This window comes from Microbacterium saccharophilum (assembly GCF_007992455.1).
GTDB lineage: Bacteria > Actinomycetota > Actinomycetes > Actinomycetales > Microbacteriaceae > Microbacterium > Microbacterium saccharophilum.
Genome location: NZ_BKAH01000002.1, coordinates 244,595 through 258,126 on the forward strand (window position 1 = coordinate 244,595; position 13,532 = coordinate 258,126).

The 13,532-nt window shown below is 68.6% G+C and carries 13 protein-coding genes; 3 read left to right on the top strand and 10 right to left on the bottom strand.

Annotated features, from left to right (window positions below; all coding sequences use genetic code 11):
* Positions 1–3: 3 nt before the first annotated feature.
* The 8 genes from MSA03_RS03185 to MSA03_RS03220 form a co-directional block, all read right to left on the bottom strand.
* A complete protein-coding gene (locus MSA03_RS03185; RefSeq protein WP_147049593.1) occupies positions 4–1,176 on the bottom strand; it encodes a hypothetical protein in 1,173 nt (390 codons plus the stop codon).
* 44 nt (positions 1,177–1,220) lie between these two features.
* Positions 1,221–2,036, bottom strand: coding sequence for a glycosyltransferase (locus MSA03_RS03190; protein WP_147049594.1), 816 nt, complete (start codon positions 2,034–2,036; stop codon positions 1,221–1,223).
* Complete coding sequence (locus MSA03_RS03195) at positions 2,036–2,572, bottom strand: acyltransferase (protein ID WP_147049595.1); 537 nt, start codon at positions 2,570–2,572, stop codon at positions 2,036–2,038. The genes MSA03_RS03190 and MSA03_RS03195 overlap by 1 nt, the downstream gene beginning before the upstream one ends.
* Positions 2,569–3,387 carry a WecB/TagA/CpsF family glycosyltransferase gene (locus tag MSA03_RS03200; RefSeq protein ID WP_147049596.1) on the bottom strand — a complete coding sequence of 273 codons (819 nt, stop codon included), beginning with the start codon at positions 3,385–3,387 and terminating at the stop codon, positions 2,569–2,571. Before MSA03_RS03200 ends, MSA03_RS03195 begins: the two co-directional genes overlap by 4 nt.
* A 167-nt stretch (positions 3,388–3,554) precedes the next feature.
* Positions 3,555–5,111, bottom strand: coding sequence for a sugar transferase (locus MSA03_RS03205; RefSeq protein ID WP_147049597.1), 1,557 nt, complete (start codon positions 5,109–5,111; stop codon positions 3,555–3,557).
* 67 nt (positions 5,112–5,178) lie between these two features.
* Complete coding sequence (locus tag MSA03_RS03210; protein ID WP_147049598.1) at positions 5,179–6,075, bottom strand: hypothetical protein; 897 nt, start codon at positions 6,073–6,075, stop codon at positions 5,179–5,181.
* A gap of 44 nt (positions 6,076–6,119) precedes the next feature.
* Positions 6,120–7,688 (bottom strand): tyrosine-protein kinase domain-containing protein, encoded by a 1,569-nt coding sequence (locus MSA03_RS03215; RefSeq protein ID WP_147049599.1) that lies wholly within the window; start codon positions 7,686–7,688, stop codon positions 6,120–6,122.
* 105 nt (positions 7,689–7,793) lie between these two features.
* A complete protein-coding gene (locus tag MSA03_RS03220) occupies positions 7,794–8,387 on the bottom strand; it encodes an arsenate reductase/protein-tyrosine-phosphatase family protein (RefSeq protein WP_147049600.1) in 594 nt (197 codons plus the stop codon).
* Positions 8,388–8,472: 85 nt separating this feature from the next.
* Here MSA03_RS03220 and MSA03_RS03225 point away from each other — a divergent pair, with 85 nt between their 5' ends.
* The 3 genes from MSA03_RS03225 to MSA03_RS03235 all read left to right on the top strand — a co-directional run bounded on the left by MSA03_RS03225 (position 8,473) and on the right by MSA03_RS03235 (position 10,647).
* Positions 8,473–9,306: a CPBP family intramembrane glutamic endopeptidase gene (locus MSA03_RS03225; protein WP_244946298.1), complete on the top strand. Its 834-nt coding sequence runs from the start codon at positions 8,473–8,475 to the stop codon at positions 9,304–9,306.
* Between the two features lie 88 nt (positions 9,307–9,394).
* Positions 9,395–9,943, top strand: a complete 549-nt coding sequence (locus MSA03_RS03230) for a hypothetical protein (protein WP_147049601.1) — start codon at positions 9,395–9,397, stop codon at positions 9,941–9,943.
* Positions 9,944–10,032: 89 nt separating this feature from the next.
* Entirely contained in the window at positions 10,033–10,647 is a 615-nt protein-coding gene (locus MSA03_RS03235; RefSeq protein ID WP_147049602.1) for a hypothetical protein, read from the top strand.
* Positions 10,648–10,653: 6 nt separating this feature from the next.
* Here the strand turns inward: MSA03_RS03235 and MSA03_RS03240 are convergent, their stop codons facing one another.
* Positions 10,654–11,811 (bottom strand): nucleotidyl cyclase domain-containing protein, encoded by a 1,158-nt coding sequence (locus MSA03_RS03240; protein WP_147049603.1) that lies wholly within the window; start codon positions 11,809–11,811, stop codon positions 10,654–10,656.
* Entirely contained in the window at positions 11,808–13,529 is a 1,722-nt protein-coding gene (locus MSA03_RS03245) for a sensor histidine kinase (protein WP_147049604.1), read from the bottom strand. Before MSA03_RS03245 ends, MSA03_RS03240 begins: the two co-directional genes overlap by 4 nt.
* Positions 13,530–13,532: the final 3 nt, after the last annotated feature.

Consider the following 13,532-nt stretch of genomic DNA (forward strand, 5'->3'; position numbering starts at 1 on the left):
CGCTCAACGAACGCGGTCCAATACAGTGCTGTACACCTTTGCGCGAATCGACAGCGTAGCGATTGCCCCCGCAAGACCCAGCCAGACCTCGCCCCGCACGTTCCAGGGGGAGAAGAGCGCGTCCCAAGTCACAAGAAGCGCCGCAAAGAGGGTTAGGTTGACTATCCCATATGCCGCGCTGGGGCCAACCGCGCGCCAGCAGTGAGCGACGATTAGGGCGACACCCATAGCGCCCAAGAGTCCGGTCGCAATCCAGATTGTGAAGAGCAGGCTATGCGAGTTGATTCCGCCACCCAAAATTCTCTCGAGTTGAACATCGTTCAGCGGGAGACCCATCTGGATGTAGGTCCCGACAGCGAGCGACGCCTCCTGGTTGTCGAGGCTCGCGCCGAACCCACGACCAGTAAACCAGGAGTCTCGAAGAGCGATCATAGAGACGACAATCTCAGGTCGTGCCACTTCGATGAGGCCCGCGGAACTCCCCATTTGCGAATCGAATCGCGCCTTGGCGTCGCTCCCGAACCATCCCGCCTGGAGTGCGCCTGAGATGGCCCAGACGACTCCCATCGCCGCGATAAGCAGCGCAACGCCGTGAGTCGGCCGGAGTGACCTCCCGTCCACTCTGCCGAAAAGGTTAGGGAGAACAGACAGGATGACGATCAGGCCCAGGCTGCGAAAGTCAAGGAGGAGTAGAACAACTCCGGTAGCAACGATGATCGCCGGCCCGAGGGCCCCCCGACGGGCATTGCTCGCCAGTGCAACCGCTGCGACCGCCAGCCCGAGACCAGCACCAAGCTTAATCGGCGACAGTGACGTTGAGATAATCGGCTGCCATATCGCCCCGGCAGCGAGTCCCACCGCCACCCAGACACACAACTCCTTCAATCGTCGTGGCGATTCTCGGGCCAGGTGAAGGAGGAGCAAGTACGTTGCCAGTGTGACAAGCGGGTAAGTCACATTTGCGCCTCCGCTCATCACGGAGGTGTTCTGCAGGATCACGCTGACCAGGACCGACGTCAGCCAGACAAGAATCCCCCGTACGAACCACTTTCCGGCTGGCTCCCGGAGATGGATCGCTGTGACTGGTAACAGGACCACCGCGACTACTCCGAGAAGAGTAAAGGAGAGGCCCGGTATGACGACTACTGCCGTGGATAGAGAAACGAGAAGCCCCACTGCAGGGTCCAAACGTGGGCCCCCGCGAGACTGAAATTCAGGACTCATGAACTGGGCTTTGTGTAGGGCTTGCCCGCTACAAGTGGGGGGGAGTCGAATCTCGTCCGCCACATATACGCGTCGTACACCTTCTCAAGAGCTCGCGTCGCTGGTCTCACCAAAAGACCCAACCGCCGTCCGGGGCTGTGCGCGTACCGCCGTCGCACGTCCATCGATTCGTCTCGCGCACCCTTGGTCGCCGTTATGGAAGCCGAGTGGAGCCGATAGGCCGAAAGCTCCTTGGGCACGTACCGCCAGCGGTGGCTTCCGCCCTCGGAGAGAAAGAGGAACAACTCCAGATCCATCGCGTTCCTGAGCCCCTCATCGACGACCGGCCGGCGCTCGATAGCTGATGCTCTCAACAGCGAACCTGGTTGAGGGACGTAGTCTTTGCCGATTCGCATGTATAGAGGCGCCCACCTCGTTGGCCGACTGAGGTGGATCGTGTCGCCGAGTTCGTCGATGTACCGCGTGCGGCCATAGCCGAAACGTGCCTGAGGACTCTCAGCCAGCGCTTGTGACAACGTCTCGAGGGCGGCAGGTGCTAGCAGATCGTCATCTCCGAGCCACGTGACAAACGTGCACTGGTCGAGAAGCGCGTCAAACCCTTCGTTGATGGCCGTGCTAAGCCCTCGAGGTCCGGAAACGATATGGCTCGCCTGGAACTCACTCGCCATGGAGACGAGTGTCGGTGAGGCCGGACCGACGATCACGAGTTTCGTGGTGACACCGGCCTGAGTGCGAATCGAGGACAACGTCTGCCGAAGCCACGCGGGGCGTTCGCCGAGCGTCGGCACCACGACTCCAACGTCATAGGACATCAATAGAACCAACCCCCGCCGGCTACCTTGACGGACTCCACCAGGCGCGCTGAGCTAGCCGGGTCGTCGAGCTCGGCTTTCCAGCCCTGGTCAAACCGTGGCCAATGCTCTCCCGCGGCCAAGTTCCTCGCCCGGGTCGTCGCCACATCTGCGATGGGTCTCGCAGGAACACCGCCCCAGACTTCTCCACGGGGGATGCTTTTTGTGACGACGCTCCCTGCGGCGATGATGGACCCGCGCCCGATGAGGACACCGGGCAGAATCGTCGATCGCGCCCCTATGAAGACTTCATCCTCGATTTCCACTGGCTGGACTCGAGTCCAGCCAATGTGGTCTCGCAACGCGGCGTCGTGCGTCAGGATCATCACGCCGGGGCCAAAGGTCACGTAGTTCCCGATGGTCACGAACGGGCAGTCGTTCGGGCTGATGATCGCGCCGTTCGGCAAGAACCGGTCGCCGATTCGTGCTCCGGCGCGCCGATATCGCTCGGTCTCGCTCCGCCGGAATGTCTTCTTCAACGCCTCGCGCATCCTCATGATCCGCCCCCTGTGCCATCAGCGAATCGGTGGCTGAATGCGGCGCGGAGGAAACGCAGATTGCCGAAGACGTAACGTCGCCAGAGGCGACGCGGCTCCGAGGCTAGCCTGTACAACCACTCAAATCCCGACCGTTGGACCCATACCGGCGCCTGGCGGACTGTCCCTGCCGCGAAGTCGAATGCTGCGCCAACGTTCACGGTCGTGACCATGGCCTCTCGTGCGAGGGCAGTCCCGACCACATCCTGTTTCGGAGTCCCTAGCCCTACCCACACCAGGTCGGGCTTGGTCTGACGAATGTGGTCCGCGCACACCGCGATATACTCCGCCGTAACGGGTGCGAACGGAGGCGAGTACGAGCCGACGACGTTGATGCCGGGATGAGTGGCTGCGAGGGCTTCCTTCAATTGAGCCAGCGTCTCCGGCGTGCCGCCGAGCAGGAAATGCCGCGTCCCTCGCTCCACCCCGGCCCGCATGACATCTACAAAGAGCGAAGGCCCGCGAACACGCCTCGCAGTTCGAGGCAGCTGCGAGTTCATGAACCAGACGACGGGTGTGCCGTCAGGAAAGTTGACGCCCTCCTCGACAAGCAGTTGTCGGTACGAAGGATCCCTGTCTGCGAGCGCGACATTGTAGGCGTTGGCGAGACGAACGTTAACGGGCGCCGCACGACGGTCCTCGGCATCGAGAAGCCAGGTGGTTGCGTCTTCGGGTGAAGCGACGCAAAATGGGATGCTCCCGACCGTCCGCGTCTCGAAGGCGTGGTTGACGGGGGGGAGTCGACTTGGGGAAGTCGGATGAGAGGTGGGGGACATGATCGGAACTCTCAGTGCTAGTGCCGGTGGGGGGCTGGGGCAGGGGGCAGTCGTAACGCAAGCAGAGCGCGTCGCGAGGCGCCGGGCTCAGCGGATCCTGCGCATCGCGTTTCGGCGGTGGCGGTTGACTTCGGACCGTTGATGCCCGGATTGGCGCGTCGCCTCACCTAGTGCGCCGATCCTGAGGGTGCAATGGTAGCTCGCAGGGTGCGTGCGAGTATCACAAAATCGCCAAGCAGGCTCCAGTTCTCGACATAGGACAGGTCTAGGCGAACGGATTCGTCCCAGGACAGCGTGGAGCGCCCCCCGACCTGCCATGCCCCCGTGATGCCGGGCTTGGCGAGGAATCGACGGTGTACGTGATCGGCGTACACAGCGACTTCGTTCGGGAGTGGGGGGCGCGGACCGACGAGTGACATCGAGCCCGAAATGACGTTGAAAATCTGCGGCAACTCATCGAGGCTGAAGCGACGCATCACTCGCCCGACCGGCGTCACTCGGGGGTCGTTCTTCATCTTGAAAAGCACCTCATTGCCGGCGTCACGCTGCTGCTGCAGGCCCGGCAGAAGGTCTTCAGCGTTGGTAACCATGGAGCGGAACTTGAGCATGGTGAACTGGCGACCCTGATAGCCGATGCGTGTTTGTCTGAACAGCACTGGACCGGGACTAGAGAACTTCACGAGCAGCGCCAGCGCGAGAAGGACGGGGCTGATGAGGACGCCGCCGGCGATGGACAACATAAGATCCGTCATTCGCTTTGCGAATGCCTGGCCGCGCGTGAACTTCGGTGTTTCGACATGGATCAATGGCAGGCCTGCGACCGGCCGAATGTGAATGCGCGGCCCGGCGACATCGACGATGCTCGGCGCCAAAACCAGATGCTGCTGGCCGGCCTCCAGCCCCCACGAGATTTGCTTCACCTTGAACGGTGGCAGTTCGTCCGTGCTCGTCACCGCGACGGTGTCGGCATTGGTCACCGCGATCGCGCGACTGATGGAGTCGACGTTCCCCATGATGGGGATATCGGTGCCGTCAATCATGTCGGCTACCTTTCCCGACGGTACGCATGCCCCCACCACGCGATAGCCGCTAGTCGAGGAACGCGCAAGCTCGCGAGCGACCTGCGCGACCGACTCGCGTGACCCGACCAGCAGGACTCGTGCCGAGTACTGACCCGCCAATCGTTTGGCCACCAACCACTGCCGCCACAGCCAGCGTTCGAGAATGAGCACAATGATGCCAAACGGGAGGCTGATCACTAGGAAGCCTCGCGCCACGTCCACGCGAGAGAGGAACGCGATGATGGCGACGGCGCCGAACAAGAAGAAGCTGGCCCGGACGATGCTCGTATATTCGGTCGGTCCCGTGCCGATTACGCGGTAGTCGCGGGTATCCGCGAGGCTGAGGGCAGCCATCCAGGCGGCTATCAGGATGGCGGAAAAGACCCAGTAGGAGACGTCGCTGATCCGGGTGTCCTCGCGGATGGAGACTTCAACGTTGCCGAGTCCGAACCAGGCGATCTGCGTTCCATAGACAACCCATACGAGCGCGACTAAGTCGGTCAGCCAGAGGCGCCGAGCGTAGCGGTCTCGCCACCGATCGGGTTTACGGACATCGATGGGCCCGGTCGTCGTCGGGACGGCGCCAGCGGAGGTGCGGAGGGTTTCGGGTTCATCGGATTCGGGCGACGTCTGCGTCGCGTCGGCCTGAATTTTCGACGTCACAGTTTCGTTCCTCGGCTCCTTCCCCGCCCCAAGTGTAACTTGCGTTTGATTGCGCACTTGTTTCGGGCTACCCGAGGGTGACGACAGCGTCTCCAAACCACAACAGCAGAGCGTCGCCCGCGAAGGCGATAGCCCCAGAAACCCGCGGGTCGACGTCCCCGACGCACTCCGTCTCGTCCGTCGCGCCGTCCTCGTAACGTGAGATTGCGACCCCGTCACACGATGAAACGGTGTGTGCGATCGCGATCGCGCCGTCTGCGCTCACCGAGAGCCCGGCGGCGCCCGTCTCGACGAGTGGCGCCCACTCATCGGCATCCCGCACGTAGGCAGAGCCATCACAGATCAGAGCGACTACACCGCCGCGAGCGCGGATGTCCCACGGCTCGGCGCAGGGCGCCTCGATGGCGCCGTCAGGTGTGATGATCGTCGCGTCATCCGCGGGGTCAACATACGTCGACGACGCCAGCTCGTCAGGATACGGCGCCCAGAACTCCCCGGCCGTGAACGTGCGGAGTGCCTGCGTCTCGCAGTCCTCGCCGACATCGGCCACAGTCTCGGCGTTCGGGCCGCCGAAGGTCGACAGGGTACGCAGCTGCGCGATGCCGCGGTAGGTCGGGGTGACGTCGGTCCAGGTCGCACCGGTGTCATACGACACCTCGATCGTCGGGGCGTCACCGCCGCACGCGCCCGCCGTGCCGCGCCACAGCGCGTCCTCGCCGACAGCGAGAAAGCGCTCGTCGGCGCCGGGGGTCGTCGCATCCGAGCCGGCATCAGCCGTCGGGCTCGGCGTCGGCGTGCCGGTCGCCGCGTCGCCCGTCGGCAACGGGGCTGGACCGCCGAAGGAGAACGTCGGCTTCGGCGTCGCGCGGGCACCTGTTGCCTCAGCGCCGGTCTGCTGCAGCGCGTACACCGCCAGCAGTATCACGGCGACGGCGAGCACCGTGACGCCGATGCCCGCGAACACTCCCTGCGCAGGGTTGCCCCCGCGTCGCCACCGTGCCATCCGTGTCAGGAGGGGTCGCTGCGGCGCGTCTGCGGCAGAGTCGGCTGCGTTCCGGTGGGCTGGCCGTCGGTCGGCTGCGTGCCGGTGACGGGCGCGCCACCGGCACGCGGGCCGAAACCGAGGTCGCCGATGCTCGCGGCGCTCGGCACCTGTGCGATGGGGCCCGTGCGCTTGCGGCCCTTCGCGGCCTTCTTCGCGGTGCCCTTCTCGACGTACCCGCCGTAGCCGCCATAGCCGTAGCCGTAGCCGCCGTAGTACGAGTCGGGTCCGCGGGTCGGCACCATCGACATGACGATGCCGGCGACCTTCGCGCCCACCGTCTCGAGGGCGTCGGTCGCGCCCTGCAGCTGGTGGCGGGTGGTGCGGCCCGCGGCGACGATGACGAGCGCGCCGCTCGTGGCCCGGGCAAGGATCGCGCCGTCGGTGACGGGCAGGAGCGGGGGAGCGTCGCACAGCACGACATCGAAGTCGCGCTCGAGCACGTCGAGGAGGGTCTTCATCTGCTTCGAGCCGAGCAGCTCGCTCGGGTTCGGCGGGATCTTGCCGGCCGGGAGCACGTAGAGGCTGCGGCCACCCCACGGGAGCATCACGTCGCCCACGCGGGCGCGACCGATGAGCACGTCGGTGAGACCGGCGCCGCCCTCCATGCCGAGGTACTCGGCGACCTTCGGCTTGCGCAGATCGGTGTCGAGCAGGGCGACGCGCTTGCCGGCATCCGCCAGCGCGATCGCGAGGTTGATCGTCGTCGTCGACTTGCCTTCGCTCGGCACCGAGCTCGTGACGACGAAGCTCGAGCGGCCCCCCATGTCGAGGAACTGCAGGTTGGTGCGGAGCGCGCGGAACGACTCGGCGCGGGGGCTGAGCGGGTCGGCGTGCACGATGAGCGGCCGCTCCTTGGCCTTCGGGTCGAACGCGATCGCGCCGATCATCGGGGCCTTCGTGACCTGCTCGGCGTCGCGCGGCGTGCGCACGCGGGTGTCGAGCACCGACCGCAGCACGGCGATGCCGATGCCGAGCGCGAGGCCGACGAGCGTGCCGAGCGCGAGGTTCAGGGGCGTGTTGGGGCTCGCCGGGGTGAGGGCGGGCTGCGCGTCGCGCACCCGGGTGAGGCGCACGGGGCTGACGTCGCTGTCGTTCGGGGTCTCGATGCTCTCCACGGCGCTCGTGAGGCTCGCGGCCAGCGCATTGGCGACATCCGCGGCCCGCACCGGGTCGGGGTCTTCCACGAGGATCGTGATGAGGGTGGAGTTGAGCGCCGACGACGCCGTGACCGACTTCGCGAGCTCACCGGCGGTGATGCCGAGCTCGAGCTCGGCGATGACCGGGTTCATGACGATGGGCGTCGGGACGAGCCCGACATACGTGTTGATGCGCGCCTGCGTGAAGCTCGAGCCCTGCTGCAGCTCGGCGACGGTGCCGCCGGTCTGCGTGGAGACGAAGACGGTGCTGGAGGACTCGTACGTGGGCGTCCTCGTGAGGGAGTACGCCGCCGCCGCGCCGAGGCCCAAGAGGCTGGCGACGACGATGATCGCCCAGCTCTTGCGCAGGATGCGGATGTAGTCGCTGAGCTCCATGGTGCCTCTCGGATGCGGCACGCCAGGACGGGCGCCGTGATGGGGGTGTTCTCAGTCTGCCACAGGGCGGTTTCGCGGCCGTTTCCGTGCGGATGCGCTCCGCGGTCAGGCCACGGCGAGACGCACGACGCGGACGACCTGGTCGATCGCCGGATCGAGCTGCGCGCCGGAAAGCTCATACGTCGCCCACGACCGGCGGAACGGGTCGGTCACGTCGTCGTCCTCCGCGTCTGCGGGGCCGAGCGTGAGGCCGCGCTGCGCGGCGACGACGACGGCGGCCGCCCGCACGCGCGCCGAGGCGTCGGGGCCGGCCGCGGCGGCGGCATCCGCGATCGCCTCGTCGGGAACGGTGGCGGCCAGGCGGGCGAACTCGCGGAACGTGAACGTGGACCGCAGGCGCGCGGGCGCGAGCTCGGCGACGGCGCGGCGGTGGTCGCGCGTCATCGTGAGGATGAGGTCGGGGCTCTCGAGGTGCCGTTCGGTGAGGAACCGCGACCGGTGCGCGCGGGCGTCGTCATCGGCGACGCCGCGGAGGGTGGCGAGGCGGATCGCCTCCTCCGTCATCGGGGCGCTCGCGAGCCCGCGCGTGCCGGCGCTGTGCACCTGCACGTCGAGGCCCGCGAGGCGGGTGCGCAGCAGCAGTTCCGCCAGTGGCGACCGGCAGATGTTGCCGGTGCAGACGGTCAGGATCTCGAACACGATGTCACCTTCGGCTGGGGGGATGCCGGAGCACAGGGGGCGGGGCGCGGTTCGCGCGCAGGGTGGCGCCGGGTAGCGTGGCCCCGTGGACGAACAGCCTATCGACGTGATGGCGCCCGCCGAGACCGCGCCGGCAGCGACGTCGAGCGTCGCCACGGCCGCCCCCGCCGTCGCCGTGCCGACCTCGCGGGCCCGCACCCGCCGCGCCGGCCGCACCGACTGGCGCCTCGGCGGCCGCACCGTGCGGCCGTGGCGCGAGCTGACGCTCGCGTGGGCGTGCTTCAGCCTCGGCGTCGGGGTGCTGCTCGGCTTCGTCATCTCCACGTCGTGGGCCTCGCCGTGGGCGTCGTTCACCGCGACCGCGGTGCTGTGGCTGTCGATGCTCGTGCCGGTCGTGTGGGCGTTCCGGCGGTCGCGTCCGGTCGGGCTGCTGAAGTTCCGCCCCATCGACCTGCTGTACGGCCTCATGCTGGGCGTCGCGCTGCGCATCTTCCAGGGCGTCGTGTCGGAGATGTCCGGCGCCGGCGCCGACTTCCCCACCTTCACGACGTTCGACGGGCAGCTGCCGGCGATGTGGTGGCTGACGGATGCCGCCTCGTCGGTCGTCATCGCCCCCGTCGTCGAGGAGTTCTTCTTCCGCGCCGTCATCCTCGTCGCGCTGTACTCGGCGCTGCGCCGCCCGTTCGGCAAGCTCACCGCGGGCCTCGGCGCCGGCCTCGTCTCGACAGCGCTGTTCCTCATCGTGCACACCGTCGCCGGCTCGATCTCGGCCGACGCCGCGGTCTCGCTCGCCGCGGTCGGCGCGACCTGCGCACTGCTCGTGCTGCTGACCGGCCGCATCTGGGGCGCCGTGCTCGTGCACATCGTCTTCAACGCGACATACTTCGCGCTCGGCCTCGTCGGTACGTTTGTGGGCTGACGCACCGCTAGCATGGGCCGAGGCGGCCCGAACCGCCTGGCAGACGGCCCGAACCGGCTGCGTTTCAGCTTTCGAATCTGGGGATTTGATGAAGAAGACCCTCGCGGTGCTCGCCGTGTCCGGCGCGCTCCTGCTCGGCGGCGCATCCGCCGCCTCCGCTCACAGCTACACGGCGGACGGATACACGGTGCCACCGCCGACGTGCGCGGCCGCGCCCGCCAGCATCCCGGTCGGTGAGACGACCACCATCACGTGCGATTTCGACGACAGCTTCGAGGGCGCCACGGTCACGTTCGGCATCACCGGGCCGGGCGTCCGCAGCGGGTCGCTCGCGGCCATCGCCTTCACGGCGCGCGGTGCGGCGACCATCGACAAGGTCGTGCGGTCCGGCCGGGCGGCGACGACGCTCACCGGCCCGGCGGCAGGGGCGTACACCGTGACCCTCGCGTACGGCCCGAGTGCCGCGATGGTGCTGCCGATCGACGTCACCGTCACCGCCGCCGAGGGTGCGGCGCTGCCGATCACGGGCGGCACCGTGCCGACCGAGGGCATCTGGATCGGCGCCGGCGCCGTCGCGCTCGGCGGGATCGCGATCTTCGCGGCCCGCGCCCGGCGCCGCGCCTACGCGCGCGCCTGACGGCACCGGGGCGCCCTGCGCCGTCGCCCTACACTGAAAGCGACCGTTCCGGCTGGGAGCGGCCGCATCCAGATGGTCGGGAGACTGACGTGCCTTCATCCGCCGCTCTTCGCACCTGGCTGATCGCACCGGCTCTTCTCGCCGCGCTCGCGCTCGCCGGGTGCAGCGCCTCCGCGCCGTGGGCGGCCGACCCGTCGCCGTCGGCGACCCCCACCCCGGTCGCCACCGCGGCGCAGCCCGTGCCGAACGACCTGTCGACCGGCTCCACCCGCCGCACGCTCCAGGCCGGCCCGCTCGGCCTGTCGATCGACTACTGGTCGGACCTGCTGATGGACAAGTGGACCGCAGGGGCGCTCAAGCCGGTGAGCATGAACCTGCTCGCCACGGTCACTCCGGATGATGGCAAGTCGGTGTACCTGCAGCGCGCCGCGATGCTCGCGACGCCGATGAACGGCGCCACCGCGCTGCCGACGCTCGCCGCGCAGGTCGACACGTCGAGCGTCGCGCCGGGCTACCTCGCGCTCGACCCGTACAGCTACTCGCAGACCTTCACGGTGGGCGCGGTGCCCGAGGAGGCCACGCACGTCGTGCTGCTGTTCACCTACGACATGCTCGTGCAGACCACGCCGACGTCGGACCAGTACGCGAAGCAGACCGCGACCGACACGCTCACCGTCGCGATCGCGCCGACGCCCGCGGGCTGACCCGGCTCAGACCGCCGCGACCGGGGGATCCACCCGGCGCCACCGGTCGCCGCCGTCGTCGCGCGCCGCCTCGACGGCGATCGACGCGGCGCGGCGCAGCTGGGGCAGCTCGGCGGCAGCCGGATCGATGGGCACGACGCCCGCGCTCGCGGTGAGGCGCACCGCGAGCGGGTTGCCGGCGTAGTCGTCGCGGAGGCGGGTGAGCACCGTCCGCACCGACTCGGTCGCCGCCACGGCCGGCAGCGACACGAGCACCAGCACCTGGCCCGATTCGCCGCGGCCGAGGTCGGCATCCGCGGGGAAGACGGCGGCGATCGCGCGCTCGAAGTGGCCCGTCACGGTCTCCACGGCGACGTCACCCGTGGCGGCCTGGATCTTGCGGAGCTCGTCCATGCGGAAGTCGATGAACGTCCAGGTGCGCTCACCGCGCGTCGCGATGCGGCGGAGGCGCTCGGTGGCGAGCGCGACGAACTGGGGCGCGGGCAGCACGGGGTCGGACATGCCGGTGGTGGACGGCGCCGCGCGCCAGGTCGCGACGAGGCTCAGCACGGTGACGGTGACGGCGACGACGTACACGATCATCGCGATGCTGAGGAGCGCATGCACGGCGTCGAGGGCGGTGGAGCTGCCGGTGGCGATCTCCACGACGATCGCGGCGACCACGAGCACCGGGATCAGCGCCGACGTGAGCACGACCGGTGCCGTGAGGCGCGGGTAGGTGCGGGCGAGGAAGACCAGCTCGATGACCAGCAGCACCGCGAACACCCCGGCGGCGATGAGCTGGAGGAACAGCGCGAGGCGGGCGGTGGACTCGTTCTGCAGCCACCAGAGCATCCCGACGCCGAGCACGGCGATCGCCGGGCCCACCCAGCCGAAGCTGCGCGCGCCGCGGGACGCCCGGAAGCCGGACCAGATCATGGCGGGCACGCCGGTGAGCGGGGCCAGCGCGATCGTCCGTGCCGACGGCGGCAGCCCCAGGGCGGTCGCGGTGATCGCGCCCCAGCAGGCGACGAGGGCGAGCGCCAGCGCGGAGGTCCAAAGGGTCGTGGCCGGCACGGGCAGCGCGAGGAAGCCCAGGGTCGCGACCAGGACGACGCAGGCCGAGACGACGGCGCAGAGGGCGAGCAGGATGCCGGAGGGCTCGGCGGACAGGAAGCTGGTCATCGCTCCGACACCTCCGCCGCGCCGGCGGTGGCCGGTTCCCCGGCGCCGTCCGCCGGGTCGTGACGCTCGGGGCGCGCCGGCAGGGTGACGGTGACCTTCGTGCCGGCGCCCGGCTCGCTCTGCACGGCGATGGTGCCGTTGTGCTCCGCGACGATCGACTTGACGATCCCCATCCCGAGGCCCGTGCCCTGCGTCGCGCTGGCGCGGGCGCTGTCGCTGCGGAAGTACGGCTCGAAGATCCGCTGCACCTCGCTGTGGCTCATGCCGACCCCGGTGTCGGAGACGACGAGCGTCGCGGTGTCGCCGTCGTGGGTCGCGGCGATACGCACCCGCCCGCCCTTCAGGGTGTACTTCAGCGCGTTGCTCACGAGGTTGTCGACGACCTGGCGCAGCCGGAAGGCATCGCCGTCGACGATCACGGCTTCGGCGGTGTCGAGGCGGAGGACGATGCCGGCCAGGCGGGCCGCCGGGTCGAACGCGGTCACCGCGTCGGCGCAGATCTGGCCGAGGTTGGTCGTCTGCCGGACGGGCTTCGCCGCCTGCGCGGCCGGCGTCTCCAGCAGCTCGCCGATCATCCGCATCATCCGCTCCGCGGCGGTGTTGATCGCCTCTGCGCGGTCGCGGGTGCGCTCCTCGTCGGTGTCGTCGCTGAGCATCTCGGAGTAGCCGAGCACGGCCGTCAGGGGGTTGCGCAGCTCGTGCGAGACCCGGGCCGCGAGGCTCTGCCGGTCGGATTCGGCGCGGATGACGTCGGTGATGTCGTGCACGACGAGGAGCGTGCCGGACTCATCGGAGTCGTCGGTGAGGTCGCGGGCCGAGAAGGAGAGTGCGAACCATTCGCCGTGCTGGTCGAACAGCCAGAGGCGCTCGTCGACGAACCGCTCGCCGGCGACGGCGCGGGCCAGCGGCTGACGGTCCGGCGGGAGCGGGCGGCCGCGGAAGCCGTCGTACTCCACGGAGCGGGCGCGCGCCGCCGGGTCACCGGGATCGAGCCCGTACAGCTCGCGGTAGGTCTCGTTGGCGTACACGATGTCGCCGCGCTCGGACAGCCGCACGACGCCGACGTCCACGGCATCCAGCAGGAGCGACACTTCGCGCTCCTGCCGGCTCGTGCGCTCGACGGTGGCAGCGAGCTTGTCGGCCTGACGGCTGAGCAGCTGCTTGAACGCCCGGTTCTGCGCGGCGCTCGTGCGCATGAAGAGGGAGATGAACCCGAACGACAGGAGGGTGACGATGAGGCGCATCGTCGGTCCGGGCTGGCCGAGGATCGCGACGTCGCGGATCACGATGCACAGGGTGATCAGGCCCAGTCCGCCGACGATCGCGACATGCCCGAAGTACGTGGCGATCCAGACGACCGGGAAGAGCCACAGCGAACCGACGCTGAGCAGCGGATCGATCGTGAGGAGCCCGATGGCGGCGATGTCGACGAGCGGCACGACGAGGACGAACGCTTCCGGAAGGCGATCCCACGGTACGGCCAGGGTCGCGGCCGTCGTCACGATGATGATGGAGATGCCGGCGGTGAACGTCCACGACGTCGTCGCCTGCGGCGCCAGTGCCTGCGCCATCAGCACGAGGATGACGATGATCCCGGCGAGCAGCAGCTGGGCCAGCCACACCGAGTACGTCCTCGTGCTCACCGCGGGCGTCAACGCACGGGAGCGTGCCAGGGCGCCGTCGGAGGTCACGCGGCGGCTCGGCGTCGGTGCGACCATGGT